The sequence below is a fragment of the Myxococcales bacterium genome (assembly GCA_022563535.1).
Taxonomy (GTDB): Bacteria; Myxococcota_A; UBA9160; order UBA9160; family UBA4427; genus DUBZ01.
In genome coordinates, this window is the sequence record JADFNE010000038.1 from 1 (window position 1) to 16,940 (window position 16,940).

General features: G+C 59.5%; 15 protein-coding genes. 8 read left to right on the forward strand and 7 right to left on the reverse strand.

What is annotated here, in order from left to right; genetic code table 11:
• The first annotated feature begins 524 nt into the window (after positions 1 to 524).
• The 7 genes from IH881_12635 (at position 525) to IH881_12665 (ending at position 6,350) form a co-directional block, all read left to right on the forward strand.
• Positions 525 to 2,306 (forward strand): hypothetical protein, encoded by a 1,782-nt coding sequence (locus IH881_12635; protein ID MCH7868533.1) that lies wholly within the window; start codon positions 525 to 527, stop codon positions 2,304 to 2,306.
• A 340-nt stretch (positions 2,307 to 2,646) separates the two neighbouring features.
• Positions 2,647 to 2,781, forward strand: coding sequence for a hypothetical protein (locus IH881_12640; GenBank protein MCH7868534.1), 135 nt, complete (start codon positions 2,647 to 2,649; stop codon positions 2,779 to 2,781).
• A gap of 32 nt (positions 2,782 to 2,813) precedes the next feature.
• On the forward strand, positions 2,814 to 3,275 hold the full coding sequence (locus tag IH881_12645; GenBank protein MCH7868535.1) for a DUF2255 family protein: 462 nt from the start codon (positions 2,814 to 2,816) through the stop codon (positions 3,273 to 3,275).
• 361 nt (positions 3,276 to 3,636) lie between these two features.
• The gene (locus tag IH881_12650; GenBank protein MCH7868536.1) at positions 3,637 to 3,855 is read left to right on the forward strand and encodes a hypothetical protein; all 219 of its coding nucleotides are present in this window, start codon (positions 3,637 to 3,639) and stop codon (positions 3,853 to 3,855) included.
• A 295-nt stretch (positions 3,856 to 4,150) separates the two neighbouring features.
• Positions 4,151 to 4,582 carry an NfeD family protein gene (locus IH881_12655; GenBank protein MCH7868537.1) on the forward strand — a complete coding sequence of 144 codons (432 nt, stop codon included), beginning with the start codon at positions 4,151 to 4,153 and terminating at the stop codon, positions 4,580 to 4,582.
• Between the two features lie 64 nt (positions 4,583 to 4,646).
• Entirely contained in the window at positions 4,647 to 5,603 is a 957-nt protein-coding gene (locus IH881_12660; GenBank protein MCH7868538.1) for a paraslipin, read from the forward strand.
• 279 nt (positions 5,604 to 5,882) lie between these two features.
• Positions 5,883 to 6,350 (forward strand): nitroreductase family deazaflavin-dependent oxidoreductase, encoded by a 468-nt coding sequence (locus IH881_12665; GenBank protein ID MCH7868539.1) that lies wholly within the window; start codon positions 5,883 to 5,885, stop codon positions 6,348 to 6,350.
• Between the two features lie 337 nt (positions 6,351 to 6,687).
• Here IH881_12665 and IH881_12670 read toward each other — a convergent pair whose 3' ends face one another.
• Together IH881_12670 and IH881_12675 are read right to left on the reverse strand one after the other, a co-directional pair.
• Complete coding sequence (locus IH881_12670; GenBank protein ID MCH7868540.1) at positions 6,688 to 7,125, reverse strand: Rrf2 family transcriptional regulator; 438 nt, start codon at positions 7,123 to 7,125, stop codon at positions 6,688 to 6,690.
• 968 nt (positions 7,126 to 8,093) lie between these two features.
• The gene (locus tag IH881_12675; protein MCH7868541.1) at positions 8,094 to 8,555 is read right to left on the reverse strand and encodes a hypothetical protein; all 462 of its coding nucleotides are present in this window, start codon (positions 8,553 to 8,555) and stop codon (positions 8,094 to 8,096) included.
• A gap of 437 nt (positions 8,556 to 8,992) precedes the next feature.
• Between IH881_12675 and IH881_12680 the strand changes: the two genes are divergently transcribed.
• Positions 8,993 to 9,790 (forward strand): class I SAM-dependent methyltransferase, encoded by a 798-nt coding sequence (locus IH881_12680; protein MCH7868542.1) that lies wholly within the window; start codon positions 8,993 to 8,995, stop codon positions 9,788 to 9,790.
• A gap of 263 nt (positions 9,791 to 10,053) precedes the next feature.
• On the opposite strand, the gene IH881_12685 is transcribed toward IH881_12680, so the two are convergent.
• The 5 genes from IH881_12685 to zwf all read right to left on the reverse strand — a co-directional run bounded on the left by IH881_12685 (position 10,054) and on the right by zwf (position 16,921).
• Positions 10,054 to 11,421, reverse strand: coding sequence for a sigma 54-interacting transcriptional regulator (locus IH881_12685; protein MCH7868543.1), 1,368 nt, complete (start codon positions 11,419 to 11,421; stop codon positions 10,054 to 10,056).
• A 168-nt stretch (positions 11,422 to 11,589) separates the two neighbouring features.
• Positions 11,590 to 13,431 (reverse strand): glycoside hydrolase family 15 protein, encoded by a 1,842-nt coding sequence (locus tag IH881_12690; protein ID MCH7868544.1) that lies wholly within the window; start codon positions 13,429 to 13,431, stop codon positions 11,590 to 11,592.
• Between the two features lie 18 nt (positions 13,432 to 13,449).
• Entirely contained in the window at positions 13,450 to 14,223 is a 774-nt protein-coding gene (pgl, locus tag IH881_12695; GenBank protein MCH7868545.1) for a 6-phosphogluconolactonase, read from the reverse strand.
• Positions 14,220 to 15,380, reverse strand: coding sequence for a glucose-6-phosphate dehydrogenase assembly protein OpcA (locus tag IH881_12700; protein MCH7868546.1), 1,161 nt, complete (start codon positions 15,378 to 15,380; stop codon positions 14,220 to 14,222). The genes pgl and IH881_12700 overlap by 4 nt, the downstream gene beginning before the upstream one ends.
• A complete protein-coding gene (zwf, locus tag IH881_12705) occupies positions 15,377 to 16,921 on the reverse strand; it encodes a glucose-6-phosphate dehydrogenase (protein ID MCH7868547.1) in 1,545 nt (514 codons plus the stop codon). Before zwf ends, IH881_12700 begins: the two co-directional genes overlap by 4 nt.
• Positions 16,922 to 16,940: the final 19 nt, after the last annotated feature.

Sequence of the window (16,940 nt, forward strand, 5' to 3'; positions counted from 1 at the left end):
TGATCAATGTTCGCCATGTGGTTTGTATTATAGTGGTTTTGTGACTCGGCTAGTGGAATTGGGGCGGCTCGGCTACAAGGAGGTGGGAGTTATTTGCGCTCTCTGCCGATGCTCCTGTTTTGCGAAGAATTCCTTCTTATTTAAATATCCACACGTATCCTTTGAGTCACAATCACGCGGCGCGTGAGGGACCTCGTCGGCGGAAGGGTTGAAGAATGAAGCGAGTTTACGCGACACAAATTCAGAACGGGCATCTTTGAGATCGCCGCGGGTTTCGCCAAAGCGTCATCCAAGGCAAGATTGCTCTTCCAATGGCAGATCCGAACCCCATCGCGAAGCAGGTGTTCGAAGATCGCAGTGACAAAGAGAGTCGTGTCCATGGTGAAGCAAGCAGGCTAGCAAAACCGCCGTAGACACGCGTGCTGAATGCCGCTGACCGTGCCATCCTTCGTGCGTCCACCTTCGCTAGACGACAACCCAAACTCGGCGACCCTACGATCTCACAATTCCTCGAACGACTTTGAATGAAACGACTTCGGATTGAGCGAAACGTGCAAGAGTCATCCCATCCCACAACATCGGACATAACAACGCTGGACATGCTGACGAGGCCGAGCTGGTTTGCTCCGCTGTTACTCGCGCTCGCCGCGGGTCTCTCGTACGTGTTTGCCGATCGAAATCTTCCGATCCCGGACGAGGGGGCGCTGCTGACCGCCGCCGTCAAAGTCCTGCATGGCGGCGTGTTCTATCGCGATGTCGACGCCTACGCGTTGCCCGGCGCCACGTATCTGCTCGTCGGCGCCATGTCGATCTTTGGCGAGCATCTCTCTGTCGCCCGGGCGCTGGCCGGATCGATATTCTGCGCGATGACGTTGGGGGTCTACGCCTGCGCACTCACGCTGGTCGACGCGAAGCGGGCGGCGCTTTGCGGACTCTCGCTCCTCAGCCTCAAATTCTTCGCGTATCCGATCTACTCCACCTACTTCTATGCCGATCCGTCCCTTGCAGCGGCCATCCTCGCCCTCGCGATCTTCCTGCGACACAAGTTTGACGGAGCTTCGGCACGGCTCTTCTGGGTCGGCATTTTCGTGGGACTGTCCATCGTGACCAAACAGTCGACCGGAATCTATGTTGCGGCCGTATTCGCGCTGGTGCTCTGGTTTCCCGTGCTTGCCCACGGCCCGAGGCGACAGGGTAGGCGGGTCGAAGAGGTTTCCGCCTACAGTGCAGGACTGCTGCTCGTCATCGGTTCGATGTCCGGATATTTTGCGAGCCACGGCCTTTTGGCAGAGATGGTTCACAGCGCGCTGGTGCGCCCGTTTACGGGCTACCTGGGGACGAGCAACATCCCATTTGCACCTGCCCTCGAATGGTGGAATTTCGGCGCGCTTCGCAGTGAGGGCACCGTCTACCTGGCGCAGCACTACCAGGAACTCGTCTACACTAACTCGCTGCCCGGTGGCGCCGCGCTGCAGAACCTCTATTGGACAGTGGGCGAGTTGGCTTCGCGGGTGCTCTACGGCGCGATCCCGATCGTGTTCGGGACGTGTGCGTGGTTGTGGATCCGCGCGTTTCGCGAAGCGCCCAGTAACGCGGACACGCCGCAGTCTGTCCTCGCGCGATCGCGGTTTTTCATCGCAGCCGGCGTCACGCTGGGCATCACGGCCTCTGCGTTTCCGCGGGCAGATTTCACTCACATCATTACGATCTATCCCGCAGTCGTGTTGATCCTGTTTGCACTCTGCCGCCCTTCCCTGCTCGGCACCGGGTGGAAAGGAGGAGCCGAGGCAACGCCGGGTAACCAGATGCGGCGATTGAAAATCGAAGCCGCCTTCGTCGCGCTGCTATTGATGACCACGACGGCACTTGCCGTGCGCTATGACGCAAGACTGACCCATCGCCTCTCGATGGATCGGGCGGATCTCTGGGTGAGGACCGAGGACGCATGGCTAAAGCCGTTGATCGAGTACATCCAGCGCGAGGTTCCAGAGGGCGAACCCCTTTTCATCTACGGCCATGAAGCACAGTGGTACTACCTGTCCGATCGCTATACCCCCCGTGCTTTCTCCCAGCTATATCCCGGAATGACCGGCGACGACACGGGCGAGAAAATCGCAAGCTTGATCCGCAAGACCCGGCCGCGCGTCATCGTTCGGGGCATCCTGAAATGGAAGGGCGTTCCCCCGGTCGTGGACTACACCCGGAAGGTCAAGGATACGATCCCCCTGCTCTACAAGGACGTTCCCCAGATAACCCAGCTACGGCCGCACCCATGGGTATTCGGGGTCTGGCGGCTTCGAGGTTGAACGCTCGCTCAAGAGCACGCGCAAAACAAATCGAGTGCACAATTTGTCAGGGCACAACCAGGGTACCTATCCATGACCACAATCGGGGCATAGGGAAATCAAGAGGGATTTCGCATCTCACTGCCAACTAGCGGACTGCCAATCGCTCCGAGTTCATGTGAGTTTTGGCCCGATGCGGGGCACCGGCGCTGGAATCGCGTTCCAACGGGGTCTGGGAACGGGCTTCTTGTCGTGCAGCCCGAAGACAGGGGTGGCTCTCTCATTTCAAGTTTTGACATAAGACCCGATATCGGCCATTTCTTCAAATTCGCGGCTTAATTTTACTATTCCCGACGAACTCATGACACCGAGCAAGGAGCCCACCGGTGGATTCTATATCATCGAAGTCGAATCGATGAATGAGGCGGTGGAGTGGGCGAAAAGAGGGCGATTTCGACCCGGGGCGAACGAAGTGAGAGAACTCCGAGACGATTGAGAACGCGCCGTCGAGCGGACGGGGAGGGCAGGGTGAGATCGAACTCGAAACATTCCGCAGGGCGTTCGAGCGCGCTCACACGGGTGTCGTTGCTGATCGGCTTCTGGATCGCGGGGTGCGCAACGCCACCTGTCGCCTCGGTCCCCGTGGATTGGAACGCTGTCGACGATTGGTCGGTTCACGTCGTCACCGAAGACGCCGATGGCGATCTGCGGGTCGCACGCATCTGGATTGTGGTGCTCGATGGCGCGGGAGTCATCCGAACTCAGCAGAGCCGCTGGTGGAAGAACATCCAACGCGGCTCATTCTGTCGCATTCGCTTCGACGGTCGCGAGTTTCCCGTTGACGTAGAAGTGTTGACCGATCTGGCGGTTCGCCGTCGCGTAGATATCGCCTTTGCCGAGAAATACGGATGGCAAGAACGAATGGTGATCGCCAGCGACCGAGCCGCGACAGACGACCACTACATGCTCCTCACGGCCAAGGGGAGCTAGGAGCCTCTCCTCAAGCCGCCGGTGCAGAGGCTTCCTAATCGTGAGCGTCTAGCTTCCCCGGAACGTCACCCCTACCAGCCATCTGTTTTCCCGCAAATTCACATGCCCGCCACCGCTGCTTTCCCGAAATGTCAGGGTCTGCCTACCCCGTGCTTTCCCGAAATATCACTCTCTATTCTTTATATAGGGTGACATTACGGGAAAACTAGGAGTGAGCCGTGAGGCACGTGAGTTTGCGGGAAAGCGAGGGATGGGGCGGGGCGGACTGAGTGGAGCGAAAAGTGTTGCTTAGCGGAAGTCATGCCTGGTCCAGATAAGCCCGACGACCTAGACCCGTCGATACGAGAGCTACACTAAAAGGATGGCGACGGACTTCGACAGTGCTGGCGTGTACTTCTTGAGCGTCGAGGAGTTCGAGGGGTGGCCGGAGAACGACAACCCCGATAATTCTGCCGGAAAGAAGAGTCGGGCCGCCGAAGGTAGACGTGGCAGCAACACTGCGGGTGAGCAGCGGGAGATGCCCGTCGATACAGCTTCGATTTCCCGAAGACAGGGATGGTTCTCTCATTTCAAGTTTTGACATCAGACCCGTTATCGGCCATTTCTTCGAATTTGCGGCTTGATTTTACTATTCTCTGCGGCCACTGGCGGCGGATGACCTTCAGCCACGCCGAAGACGGGCAGCCCTGGGACGGCGGCGAGGAGAGAGAATGAGTTCGTGTCCTGCAAGGCGATGCGGAGTAGTGGCTTGATTCTGTGTTTCAATCTTTGGCAGATCTTGCGATTGCCACGGAGCGCGCCATTGTCGATACTCCCGCCGGCTGGGGTCGATTGATTCCCGGTCAATGCTTGGCTTTATGGCAAGAGGTGTAGGCATGCTTTGGTGGCATTGGATGGTCCTGGGGAGTGTTTTCCTGGGCGCTGAGATTGTAGTGGATGCCGAGTTCTACCTGGTCTTTCTAGGCGTGTCCGCATTGCTCGTAGGCTTGTTGGGAACGACCTCGGTCGCTCTGCCGATATGGGGTCAGTGGTTGCTCTTTGCCGGGGTCTCGGTGGCCAATCTGGTCATTTTTCGAGCGAAGGTCTACAAAAAGATTCGAGGGCAGGTTCCTGACCGGGTAGAAGGAGTCGATGGTGAAATCGCTCTGGTCAGTGAAGAAATTCCTCCCGGCGAAATGGGCAGCGCCAAGCTCCGAGGCGCAGACTGGCAAGCTCGCAATATCGGAAGCGAGCCCCTCGCAGCCGGCAGCCGAGCCATCGTTCAGCGGACCAACGGCCTCGTCCTCGAACTTCGTGCCGAGCCCTGACCCGCTTGGATTCTGAGCCAGCTTTCTTTAATCGAACAACGGGCACCCAGCCAAGGAGGAACCGATGGAAAATATTGGATTCATAGCGGCAATTGCAGTTGCGTTTTTGGTCATCGTCACGTTGGCCAAAACGGCGCTCATCGTACCCCAACAGAGTGCTTATGTGGTCGAGATACTCGGCAAGTACAAAAAAACCCTTCGAGCGGGTTTCCATATTCTCATTCCGTTTATTGAGCGCGCTGCTTACAAGCACTCCCTGAAGGAGCACGCGATCGATATCGAAGAGCAGGTCTGTATTACAAAAGACAATGTCCAGGTCGGCGTCGATGGTGTTCTCTACCTGCAAGTTATGGATCCCGAACGTGCGTCCTACGGCATTGGGAATTTCATCTTTGCAATTTCTCAACTCGCCCAGACGACCCTGCGCAGCGAGATCGGAAAGATCGACCTGGACCGGACCTTCCTCGAACGCGCCAGCATCAACGCCAATGTCGTGGAGGCGGTCGACCAGGCCTCGGAAGCCTGGGGAGTCAAGGTGTTGCGCTATGAGATCAAGAACATCAAGCCGCCCGTAGATGTGCTGGCTGCCATGGAAAAGCAGATGCGCGCGGAGCGGGAGAAGCGCGCGATGGTTCTCACCTCAGAAGGTGTACGGGACTCCAAGATCAACGAAGCAGAGGGCCAAAAACAGGAAGTCATCAAGCGATCCGAAGCGGACCAGTTGAAGCAAATCAACGAAGCCAATGGACAGGCAGCGGCCATCCTGGCCATCGCCAATGCAACCGCCGACGGCCTCCGGACGGTCGGCCTTGCGATCAACGCGGAGGGAGGCGAGTCCGCGATGAAGTTACGGATCGCGGAGCAGTATGTGAAGAGTTTCGGTGAACTCGCCAAAGAGGCCAACACCCTGGTGATCCCGGCCAACCTGGCCGATATCGCTTCCATGATTGCGCTGGCGACCAATGTTTCTTCCTCGACGAAAGTCCCGGCAACGGGTCCGAGGTCAATCCCAGGTAATTGAGCGAGGTGTGATCGGTCGTTTCGAGATCGAGAACAATGAAAGAAAAGTCGCAGCACCCCATGAGTCAACATCAGATCCTGGCGTTGGTGCATGGATAGAGGCTCGGAAGTGGTGAACGGCACCAGAACGCTTCGGATCTCAGCAGACGCAATCGGCTCCGGGAAACCAGCGCCGCACGAGGGGTCGAAGTCGTCGTTCCACCTTCGAAGAGTGCGACGCGATCGCGTCAACGAAGATCGCGGTCGAGTACTCGCGATCGTACGATCAGGAGGCACCTCGATGACGACCGAGTCCCCCGGCACCTCAACCGGTGGCGCCGCGCCTCCGGCGCCTTCGGTAATCAAGGCGTTGGCGCGGGTGCACGTGTTTCTGAATCGCCTGACCGGCGGCCGCCTGTTCAACAGCATCAGGGGCGACGACGTTTGCTTCGTCACCATGAAGGGCGCGAAGAGTCGCCGCACCTTAACGATCCCCCTGATGTACGTTCCTTACCGGGAGGGTGTGCTGCTAGTCGCATCGCTGGGCGGCGCCCCGAGGAACCCGGCCTGGTACCACAATCTCGTGAAGCACCCCGAGATCGAGGTGAGATACCGGGGCCGCCGCATGAAGCTCAGCGCCCGCCTGGCCGAACCCGAGGAGAAGTCCAAGCTCTGGCCGATCTGCGACCAGCACTACGCCCCCTACGCCGACTACCGAAAGCGCACGGTCAGAGACATCCCCATCTTCGTTTGCGAGCCGCCGCCTTGAGAATCGCCAGCTGCGAGGCCTCGGCCGCCTCCGCCGCACCACTTGCCAGCGCGCCACCCGCAGCCAATCCCAGCGGCCAGGCCGGCGGCAATCACATGGGCAGAGCATGCCTGCTCTAATTCAAGCGCCTGCGCCTGGCTGCGAGCCCCACGAGTCCGATTCCGAGTGACCCAATCGCCAGTAGGCCGTGGCTCCGAGGAGCGTGAGCAGAATTTCCACGGTCGTCGTCTTTGGCAGATCGAGCCTCCGTAACACGCGAAGGGTGAAGGAGCCGCCGTCTATTTTTCTAGAAGATCAGCCGGGGGCGGGACATTCCCCCTGCGGACCGGAAGATGCGCTATCGCCGAGCACGCCCCCGGGTTCGGCTTGCCGCTGGGGTCCGGCAAAGGCCTGTGATTTTCTCGGTTTCAAGCGCATTAAGCCAGGCGCGCTGCGTTCGGCAGACCGCTTGAAAGACGGAGCATTTCTGGCCTGCGTCACAGGTAAGACTGGCCAGCGGGCATCCTTGCAACGGGAGCGGTCCCTCGACCGCCTCGACGACGTCGCGGAGCGAGGTCTGCTCCGGGTCGCGCGCGAGCGAAGTGCCACCGCCCACCCCTCGGTGGGTCTGAAGGATTCCTGCCGAGGCCATGCGCCGAAACACCTTCGAAAGCGATGCCTCCGGTACTCCCTCCGCGTTGGCAATCCGGGAAATCTGGAACACCGTGCCGCGCGGGTGGCGGAGCAGAAAGCGCAGACCGCGAAGCGCGTAGTAGGTTTCCTTTTTTAGCTGCATATCCCCGGCCTAGTGCAACAGGGGGTCGTTCCCGCGCGAGGCGACCCGCACGCGGTGGAACTCATCGCGAGTACTGTCCCTGAGGTCATCATCATCAATCAAGCACGGGAGGCCGAGCGCGACGGCAATCAGAACTCCCTCCCCCGGAGTACAGCGTACCGCAGTAACCCCGTCCGGCCCCTGCAGGTAGACTAGAGCCACCACTACGCCGGGCGCTTCCCTCTCGAATCTGATTTGGCGAGGAACTTCGCCGCGCTCACGAGAGCGGTCTAGGAAATGGTCGACAAGCGACGGTGGACCCCCTTCGAAGTCCTCAAGCAGTGCGCCGACGGCAGCCTCGACGCGCACCCCGAGGGCTATCCCCTCGTCGAGTGGACCTGCCCCAGCAGCGCAGGGTAGGAAGAGCGCCACGATCTGGTGGCAATGAGAGCAGTGTTGCAATCCGACGATCCGCACTTCCATTGCGGGCTCCTCTTTGCTCACAAACCGTCTAAAGTTAGCATTCTATATCTACAATGCTGACGGCGCGTAGAACTTCTCGCTGATCTATCAGGATGAGGGCGAGCCGGAGGAGAATTGAACGAGTTCGTCTGTGTTCCGCACGATGGACGTAAGTCTTCACCGACGAGTCGAGACGTTGAGGTCTTACGTCCGCCGCGCGGAGGAGTTCAAAGACCACGCCGGAGAGGGGCTGCTGTGAGTCCGAGCCCCGGCCCGGCACTGGCTGTCCGTCCTCAATATCGGTCCGTCCCGGAATCGTTGAGCTATTTCCCCGCCCGTCCAACCCATGCAGGCTACTCCTGCCATCCGTTCGGCCCGTAAATTGCCCCCGCGGCTCCTCTCAGATCCCCCGTCAGTGAAGGCATCTAGTTGTAGAGGCCCTCGTTGTCGGGTAATTCGAGAGGGCGCGAGGAGCGGAATCAGGCATCGCCTCCGTGTGAGGCTTCCACGGAGCGATTGAACCGTGCCTAGCCCATCTCGCGCTCGACGAAATCCGCAAAGCTTCGGGGGATCTGCGACCGAGCGTTGGGCCACCAGCGTTTGACACCAGGCTGTTTGATGACCCACCGGAGTATCTCCTTCTGCGCTTCCCACGACTCCGAATCCAAGTTGCCGTCGCGGTGTAGGTCGTACATGCGCGAGAAGCCGAAGAAGAATCGCGTGAGCAGTAGCGAGAAGCGCAGCCGCTCGGCGCGACTCAGATCACGCGAGTCTGCGAGGCCGAGTTCGTAGAGGCTCGCAGTATCGGAGTCGCCAGTGACTAGGTTGATGAACCCCGACATGGACATGTCGCCGAGGATTTCTTGCTGGGCAGAACTTCGAACGGCGCGTGTGTTCTGGCGGATCTGTGTCGCTAGGTACAGCAACGATACGATCACGCCGATCGCGCCGACGAATTCGCCGATATTCCCGAGGTCTTGGAGTGTCACCGTACGCCGCCTAGCTTTTAGGCTGCGAGCCTTCGACCGCGAAGGCAGCAGTCTTCGCAGCATCGTAGCAGTGTGGGGAACGGCTCGGCAGCACAGAATCCCATTTGGGATTCGGGGTTTCCTGGTTCCATGCGGTGGCGAGGGCTTCGCTTCCCCCGTTCGTATTACACGGTTGAACGCTTCATCTACTTGTAGAGACCCTCGTTGTCGGGTCATGGGACCCAGTTGCTAAACGATCAGAGTAGTGATGTGGCGTCGATTCCTATTCGGCCATCTAGCCTATTCATACGACAGAGAACGGATGTTGCGGAGGAACCGCGAGTCTCACAACGACCCGCCGGGAGGCTGCGCCGAGAGTGCCTACCACCAGCAGCCTGTATAGTAGTTGAGCAGGCGAGCGACCATTAGACGGAGTGACCTGCCGAGGAGTTCTTCCATTGCCGTCAGCCAGGTACCCGCGCGCATCCAAGTACACAGACCTTGATCTGGTCTACTCCCAGTGCAGCGGCCCGGGCGGGCTTGAGCTTGCAGAGTTTCTCGGCGATCGCCTTGAACTCTCGCCGGGGATGCGCGTCTTGGACGTGGGCTCGTATCGCGGCTACCAGAGCTGCTTCCTTGCGAGAGAATATGACGTTCAGGTGGTCGCCATCGATCCATTGGACGACCGTGAGGACGGGCGTCCAATGGCCGAGCACACCCTCGCCAACGCTGCTTCCTGGGGAGTGGGAACATCGGTGCTTCCACTCAAGCTGCAGCTGAAGCCCAGTCCGTCAGAAGGCCACTCCGTCCCGACTACGCCATTCGCTGAGAATACTTTCGATGCAGTGTATTGCACTACGGCACTTGAAATGGTTCGGTCGTACTGGGGTGAAGCTGGCTACCAGAGCTGCCTCGCCGAGATTAGGCGAGTCCTTCGACCCGGTGCCGTCTTCGGGTTGGCGGAACCCATGCATCATGACAGGCCGATCCCGGAGGATCTCTTGCCCCACGTGTCACAGAAATTCGGGTGGAAGGAGTGCTTTCGAAGCCTCGGACATACCGTCGAATCTGTGGACGCAGCGGGGTTCGTGACGCTCGAGTCGGGCCACGCACCCGACGCACAGGCTTGGTGGCAAGCTTACGCTTCCCACGATCCTTTCTGCAAGCTCAAGCCGGATGGGGATCCCAAAACCCTCGCTGTCGATGCCGGCCGCTGGGTGAGCTTTGGGTACGTTGTCGCTAGAAATCCCGAATGATCGGCCTACCGATCGGCGTCGGCGTGGTTGCCCTCGATCCCTGCACCATCCGGATTACCAGCGAGAGCGTGCATCTACTCGTAGAGCCCCTCGTTGTCGGGTGATTCGAGTGACAGGGTGGCGGCAATATTCCCGCAAGGGAGAGGGATGCCGTTGCGGTTGGAATCAGAGTCTATCCGGCCCGAACTCACATCAGATCCGACCCTAGGGCAGAGTGGCGGGTCGAAATACTCCCATTCTCGATCCCCCGTCAGTGAAGGCATCTAGTTGTAGAGCCCTTCCCGCGTGATACCGAGTTCTTTTGCGGAGCGGGCCCGCTTGCCGGTGTTGTTTGCCAAAGTGCGCCGGATGACCTGTGCTTCGACCTGGGCCACGATCTCGCGCAGGGTCTTGCCGATATGCTCTTCACTGTCGATCGGAGTTCTGACGTCGCAAATCGACTCCGACAGAAACTCTGGCGTGATGAGGGATAGGGGACCCGCCAGGGCGATTGCCCGCTGAATCTCGTTTTCGAGTTCGCGCACATTTCCGGGCCAGGGATAGGTGAGAAAAAGTTCGGCGGCCGCCTGAGAGAGTTCGGCCGGTCGTTGATTCGGCGAGGCTTTACCACCGCCGTTGCTGTACAAGCGCAGAAAGTGTTCGGCGATCAGGATGATGTCGCCGTTTCGCTTGCGCAGCGGTGGGATCGAAATTGGAAACACCGCGAGCCGGTAGTAGAGGTCTTCGCGAAATGCCCCGCGTGAGGCTTCGACCCGAAGGTCTCGATTGCTCGCGGCAATGATGCGGACATCTACCTTCCTGACCTTGCTGCTCCCGACGGGCCGGATCTCCTTTTCTTGCAGCGCGCGCAGCAGCTTGGCCTGGAGCGGCGCGGAGGTTTCCCCAATTTCGTCGAGGAACAAGGTGCCGTGTCGAGCCAACTCGAAGAGACCAATTTTGTTCGTGTTGGCTCCGGTAAAGGCGCCGCGAACGTATCCGAACAACTCGCTTTCGAGCAATGCATCGGGGATCGCGGCACAGTTCAAGGCGACGAAGTTTTCCCCGGCTCGGGGACTCATCTGATGGATCGCCTTGGCAAAGATTTCCTTGCCGGTGCCTGTCTCTCCGTAGAGCAAAACCGTTGTGGATCCGCTGGCCGCTCGTTCGGAGAGATCGAACGCCGCGAGAATGGCTTCACTGCGACCGATGATCTTGTGACTCGCTGCGCCGCGACCCTCGGCTGTGTGTTGCGGGGCGACTCGCAAGCCGGTTCGACCGCGGTCCAGAACGACTTTTGCGATTCGTGCGCACAACTCTCGTCGCCAACGGGCGCCCTGAAGGCGCGAATCCGAAATCAGGATCTCGCCTCCCCCAAGCGGGATGTGTTGGCGCAATTCCATAGCCGCAGCGGCCGGTGCGAGAACCAGGAGCGGTGGCATGTCCTTGATTGCGATCAGCTTCGCGATCGCATCGGGCACGGGTTCCATTTCTTCGAGGGCCAGCACCGCGGCTTCAAAACTCGAAACCGGAAGGTCTGTGGCTGTCTCGACATCACGAGCCCAGACGACGTCGAGGCTTTCGGCTTCCAGCAGTCCGTTCTGGACCAGGCCTTGCTCCGGACCGATCCATAGGATGGTATGAATGGCTTGCATGACTCATCTCCAATATTCCCAGTGTGTTGGCTGTCGTGGAGATGGCAGCAATTGCAACCGGCATGCCGAGTCTGTTCGACCGCTGGGGGCGAACTGATGCGCCGCCGCGCTTGGGTCGTATGCGACATCGAGCCAAACGTGACACGGGAATTGATCGAGGGTGTCGTGCTAGGCGCGGTTTCCCAGCGCACGGTCCAGGTTGAAGGCGGCGCTGATGAGTACGAAGTGGGTGAACGCCTGTGGGAAATTGCCGAGTGCCTCGCCGTTGCTTCCGGTTTCTTCCGCGTAGAGGCCCAGATGGTTGCCGTATCCGATCATCTGTTCGAAGAGGAGACGCGCGTCATCCAGGCGTTCGGGGTCGTCGACGCCGGCTCGGGTCATGGCTTCGACCAGCCAAAAGGTGCACAGATTGAAGGTGCCCTCGTTACCGCTGAGGCCGTCCTCGGTCTTCGAGACGTCGTAGCGGCGGACCAGGCTGTCGGAGACCAGGCCTCCATTCGCGGGCGAATGGTTGATCGCGTCGATGGTGTTGAGCATGCGGGGATCACTCGGAGAGAGGAAAAACACCAGGGGCATCATCAAGCTGGAGGCGTCCAGGGCGTCGCTGCCGTAGCTCTGGACGAAGGCCTGGCGTTTGTCGCTCCAGCCCTTCTGCATGATTTGCTCATAGATTTCATCGCGGACGCGCAACCAGCGTTCTCGATCTGCGGGAAATGAGCGTTTGTCCGCCAGTCTCAGGCCTCGGTCGATCGCTACCCAACACATGAGTTTCGAATAGACGAAGTGCTGTTGGCCTCCGCGCACCTCCCAGATGCCTTCGTCGCGTTCCTGCCAGTGATCACAGACCCAGTTGATCAACTTTCTCAAGCTGGACCAGAGGTCGAAACTGATGGGAGTCCCGTACTTGTTGAAGAGGTAGACCGAATCCATCAGCTCGCCGTAGATGTCGAGCTGCATCTGGTCGAAGGCTCCGTTGCCGATGCGCACTGGACGCGATTCCCGGTAGCCCTCGAGATGATCCAGGGTTTCCTCGGGCAAATCGTGGCGCCCGTCAATGCCGTACATGATCTGGAGAGAACCATCGGGATTGAGTTCTCGACAACGCGCCTCGAGGAAGTGCATGAACGCCTTGGCCTCTTCGGTGAAGCCGATACGCAAAAACGCGTATACCGTAAACGCCGCGTCGCGTATCCAGGTATAGCGGTAGTCCCAATTCCGCGACCCGCCCAGGGTTTCGGGCAACGATGTCGTGGGCGCCGCGACGATGGCGCCCGTGGGCTCGTAGGTGAGCAGTTTGAGCAACAGCGCGGAGCGGTGGACGTGTTCGCGCCAACGTCCTGTATAGGTGCACTGGGAGAGCCACTTGCGCCAGTAATTCACGGTGCGCTTGAACAGCATGTCACTCGTTTCGTCGTCGATGCGAGGGCCCGGACCCTGGCCGCACTCGACTTCGCGCAGGGTAAGCACCAGGCTTTCGCCTTCCTGCAGCTCAAACTCGGCCTGGGCTCCCTTGCCGTCGGTTGAAAGCGGGGTGGGGGAACAGAGTTCCAGACTCAAATCTGCGGATTCAAAAACGGCGCCGGTCGGGGAAAGGCTCACTGTGTGTTCGTCGCGAGCAAAGTTGAAGGCGGGGGTGCAGTCGAGTCCGAAAGTCATGTTGCCCCGCACGACGTGGACATGGCGCACTATCCAGCAAAATCCCGTCTCACCCTCTGCGAGGCCGACTGGCATGTAGTCCGTAATCTGTGCGACGCCGTGGGTCGACAAAAAGCGTGTCACCAGAATGTTCGTTTCGGGCCAGTAGAGTTGTTTGAAGGTGATGTCCGGGCCCAGGGGCGCCAATTTGAAGCTGCCGCCCTTTTCTTTGTCGAGCAGCGCGCAAAAAACCGCTGGCGAATCAAAGCGCGGGAAACAGAGCCAGTCCAGCGAACCGTCGGTGCAAACGAGCGCCGCCGTGTGCATGTTGCCGATGATTCCGTGTTCTTCGATCGGAGGATACGCCGATGCCATTAATCAATTCTCACCGTGTCACAGTTGCTTCGTTTCCGAAGTGAGTTGCTCGCCGGCCGCGTGATCGATCAAATACAGCAAGCTACCCGGGTTGGGTTGGACTCCCTGAGAGGGATAGCGGGAGAAATTTTCGGGACCTTCGAGAACTGCAGCCAGCGCCTCTGCCTTGGCTTGGCCCGGAATCATGAACACGACGCGATCGGCTGCATTGATCAGCGGATAGGTGAAGGTCATGCGTGAGCAACCCAACTTCGCAACTTTGTTGCCCACGACCCAGCGTTCTCCCTCGTGCAGGGCGTGGGTATCGGGAAACAATGAAGCCGTGTGGCCATCGGCGCCCATGCCCAGCAGAATCAAGTCGAAGCTCGGGGGCGGATCTCCCGCCAAAATGCCGAAGCCTTCTGCGATCTGGTCTTGATACATGCGCGCCGCTTGATCGAGATCGACCTGCTCGGCACACATGCGGTGGATTTGAGAATCGTCGACCCGGAGTTCGTTGAGCAATGTGTCTTTTGCCATTCGGAAGTTCGATTCCGAATGTTCGGGATGCACCGTGCGCTCGTCTCCAAAGTAGAACTGGATTCGGTCCCAGGAGATCTTCTCTCGATACGGGCTTCGGGTCAGGATGCGGTGCAGGCGACACGGCGTCGAGCCCCCGGAAAGCGCCACCCGAAAAACGGACCGGGCGTCGAGCGCCGCAATGTAGCAACGGACGAATTCCTCCGCGGCTGCGGTGCATACGGCCTGGGGGTCCTCGAGACATTGCACTTCTCGTTTCGGCAGCTCGCTCAAGTTCCCAGCTCCATCGCCATTGCCCGCGCAATCCCAAGGGCTTTGCGAAATTCGGCCTGTCCGGTGCGATTTGCCAGCTGCCAGGCCAGCATCAGGATCGGGGGATCGTTGGGCGTGGATATGAAATTCTCGGTTTGTGTTCCGTGGTCGATTCGGATCGCCACTCGCTCGCTGTCCAGCGCTTCGAATTCTGCTTCGAGTTTTGCTCCCGTCGGTCCGACGCCTCGTGAGGTCACGGTCGCGCGGCGAATCTCTGCCGGTCCCCCGTCGTTGCGAGAGATCTCGACCTGTACGGGTCCGCTGGCAGACAAGAACTTCATCATGAGGTGCTTGTTCGAACCCACTTTTCCGCCTTGAGGCTTCCAGGACAGGCAGTGAGCCAACCAGCCGATGAAGAGCCAGACCATGGGCAAGGCGTGGGGGCCGTGTTCGAGTTCAATGCGCTCGATGTGATTCAGGGCTCCCGGCAGCACGTGCGGTGCCAGCGATTCGCAGAACAGGCGTCGCCAGAACCGCGAGCGCATCCACGCGAGGTCCGTCACCAGACTCCGCTCTCGCGTTCCGAGCACCCAATTTGACGTCGCGATCAAACCGGTGCGCGGGTCGCGCCATCCCCGACTGTCATAGATGATGCTGCTCGCCATTTCCTGGAGTTCCAGGAACAGGTCTCCGCCGGTCGGCGGCGGTTGGATCGAGTTCCACCAGAGCGAGGTCGGCAGATCGCCAATCAACAGGGGGCGAGCGGCGGAGGCGAGCCTGCCCAGCCCGTCGGCAGATGCGCTGATGCGCACCTGTTCGCTGCTGATATGACGTCGCTTGCCCAACTGGGTCACGCCGGCGGTAACCTGGGCCACGATTCCTTGCGACTGTTCCGGATCTTCCCCCACCAACAAGATGATGCGCGCCGGATGGCGGCGGGCCATCAAGCTGAACTGCGGAGCCAATGCATCGGCTTCAGCGGGGTTGTCGCAGTAGACGATCAGGTTCGACATACACGCACGGGTTATGGGCTGATTATCGGCTGATGTGGCGTCGATGTTACACGGCGCTGCGAGCCGCAACCTGACGAACTCCTCCTCGACATGCTGCAACTCGACTGCGCGGGGCGGGGCCAGCGCTTCGTAGTCGTGAGGAGCAGAGACAGGAGAAGCGCTCACAGGGCTCTCCACTTGCGGCCGTCGCCTTCAATCAAGCGATCGGCTTCGATCGGCCCCCAGGTGCCAGCGCGGTATTCGGGCAGCCAGCGCGTACCGCTTCCCTCCCAGGCATCGAGAATGTTCATCACCCACGACCATGAGGTTTCTACCGTGTCCCGGCGCATGAACAGTGTGGCGTCTCCGGCCATGACGTCGAGCATCAGGCGTTCATAGGCCTCGGGGGATTGGTCGCCGAAGGTACTGCCGTAGCTGAAGTCCATCTTGACCGGATAGATCTGCACCTTGCTGCCGGGAAGTTTGGTCGCGATGCGCAGCGAAAGGCCTTCATCGGGTTGAATGCGCAGAACCAGGACGTTGGGTTCGAGCGGGACTTCTGGGTCCACGTTGAACAGAACGTGTGGTACGGCTTTGAACGTCACGGCAATTTCGCTCGCGCGCTTGGTCATGCACTTGCCCGTGCGCAGATAGAACGGAACCCCGGCCCAGCGCCAATTGTCGATGTAGCACTTGAGTGCGACAAAGGTTTCGGTGGCGGAATCTGCCGCGACATTCGCTTCGCGACGATAGCCCGGGACCTCGAGTCCGTGCATGAAACCCGCTCCGTATTGAGCGCGGACAACGCATTGGTCGACGTTTGCGGGGTCGATTGGGCGCAGGCAGTTGAGCACTTCCTGCTTTTGGTCTCGCACGACTTCGTCGGCCAGGGACCACGGGGGTTCCATCGCGGTCAGACACAGCAACTGCAAGATGTGGTTTTGGACCATGTCGCGCAGGGCGCCGGCCTCTTCGTAGTAATTGCCCCGGGTTCCAACTCCGACTTCTTCGGAAACCGTGATTTGCACGTGATCAATGTACTTCTGGTTCCAAAGGGGTTCGAATATCGCATTGGCAAAGCGCATGACCAAAATGTTCTGCACGGTCTCTTTGCCGAGGTAGTGATCGATTCGATAGATCTGGCTCTCGTCGCAAACCCTGGACAATGTCGCGTTGATGCTGCGCGCGCTTTCGAGATCGTGACCGATCGGCTTTTCTACAATGATGCGAGAGAATTTGCTCGTGTCGGTCGGATCGCTGATCAAGCCGGCCGTCTTCAAATTCTCGAGACTCACCTCAATCAGGCTCGGTGCAATGGACAAGTAGTAGATGCGGTTGTTGGGAATGCCGAAGTTCGGTTCGAGTTCGGCGAGTCGTTCGACCAGGGCCGCATACGCCTCGGGTTCGTCAAAGGGCCCCGATACCCAGTGCAGGCGCCTCACGAAGTCCGACCAATAGGGCTCTTGAATAGGCCGTCGAGAAAACTTCTCGATCGATTCCCGCGCCAGTTCTCGATACTTTTCGTCGTCGAGGGCGGTACGAGCAAATCCGATCACACAAAAATTGGCCGGCAAGACTCCGTCGAGGGCCAGGTTGTACAGGCCCGCCAGAAGTTTTCGCCGGGACAGGTCCCCGGCACCGCCGAAGATCACGAAGCTACAGGGCTGAGGTTGTAGTTGGGTGCTGAGACCAGCCAGCAGCGGATTCTCGGTCGTGAGGTCAATCATCAAAGATGCTCCTGTCGCG

Coding starts and splice junctions, on each gene's coding strand:
- IH881_12650 (MCH7868536.1), top strand. CDS start 3,637: ATGGCGACGGACTTCGACAGTGCTGGCGTGTACTTCTTGAGCGTCGAG.
- IH881_12635 (MCH7868533.1), top strand. CDS start 525: ATGAAACGACTTCGGATTGAGCGAAACGTGCAAGAGTCATCCCATCCC.
- IH881_12660 (MCH7868538.1), top strand. CDS start 4,647: ATGGAAAATATTGGATTCATAGCGGCAATTGCAGTTGCGTTTTTGGTC.
- IH881_12665 (MCH7868539.1), top strand. CDS start 5,883: ATGACGACCGAGTCCCCCGGCACCTCAACCGGTGGCGCCGCGCCTCCG.
- IH881_12640 (MCH7868534.1), top strand. CDS start 2,647: ATGACACCGAGCAAGGAGCCCACCGGTGGATTCTATATCATCGAAGTC.
- IH881_12685 (MCH7868543.1), bottom strand. CDS start 11,421: ATGCAAGCCATTCATACCATCCTATGGATCGGTCCGGAGCAAGGCCTG.
- IH881_12655 (MCH7868537.1), top strand. CDS start 4,151: ATGCTTTGGTGGCATTGGATGGTCCTGGGGAGTGTTTTCCTGGGCGCT.
- zwf (MCH7868547.1), bottom strand. CDS start 16,921: ATGATTGACCTCACGACCGAGAATCCGCTGCTGGCTGGTCTCAGCACC.
- IH881_12690 (MCH7868544.1), bottom strand. CDS start 13,431: ATGGCATCGGCGTATCCTCCGATCGAAGAACACGGAATCATCGGCAAC.
- IH881_12670 (MCH7868540.1), bottom strand. CDS start 7,125: ATGCAGCTAAAAAAGGAAACCTACTACGCGCTTCGCGGTCTGCGCTTT.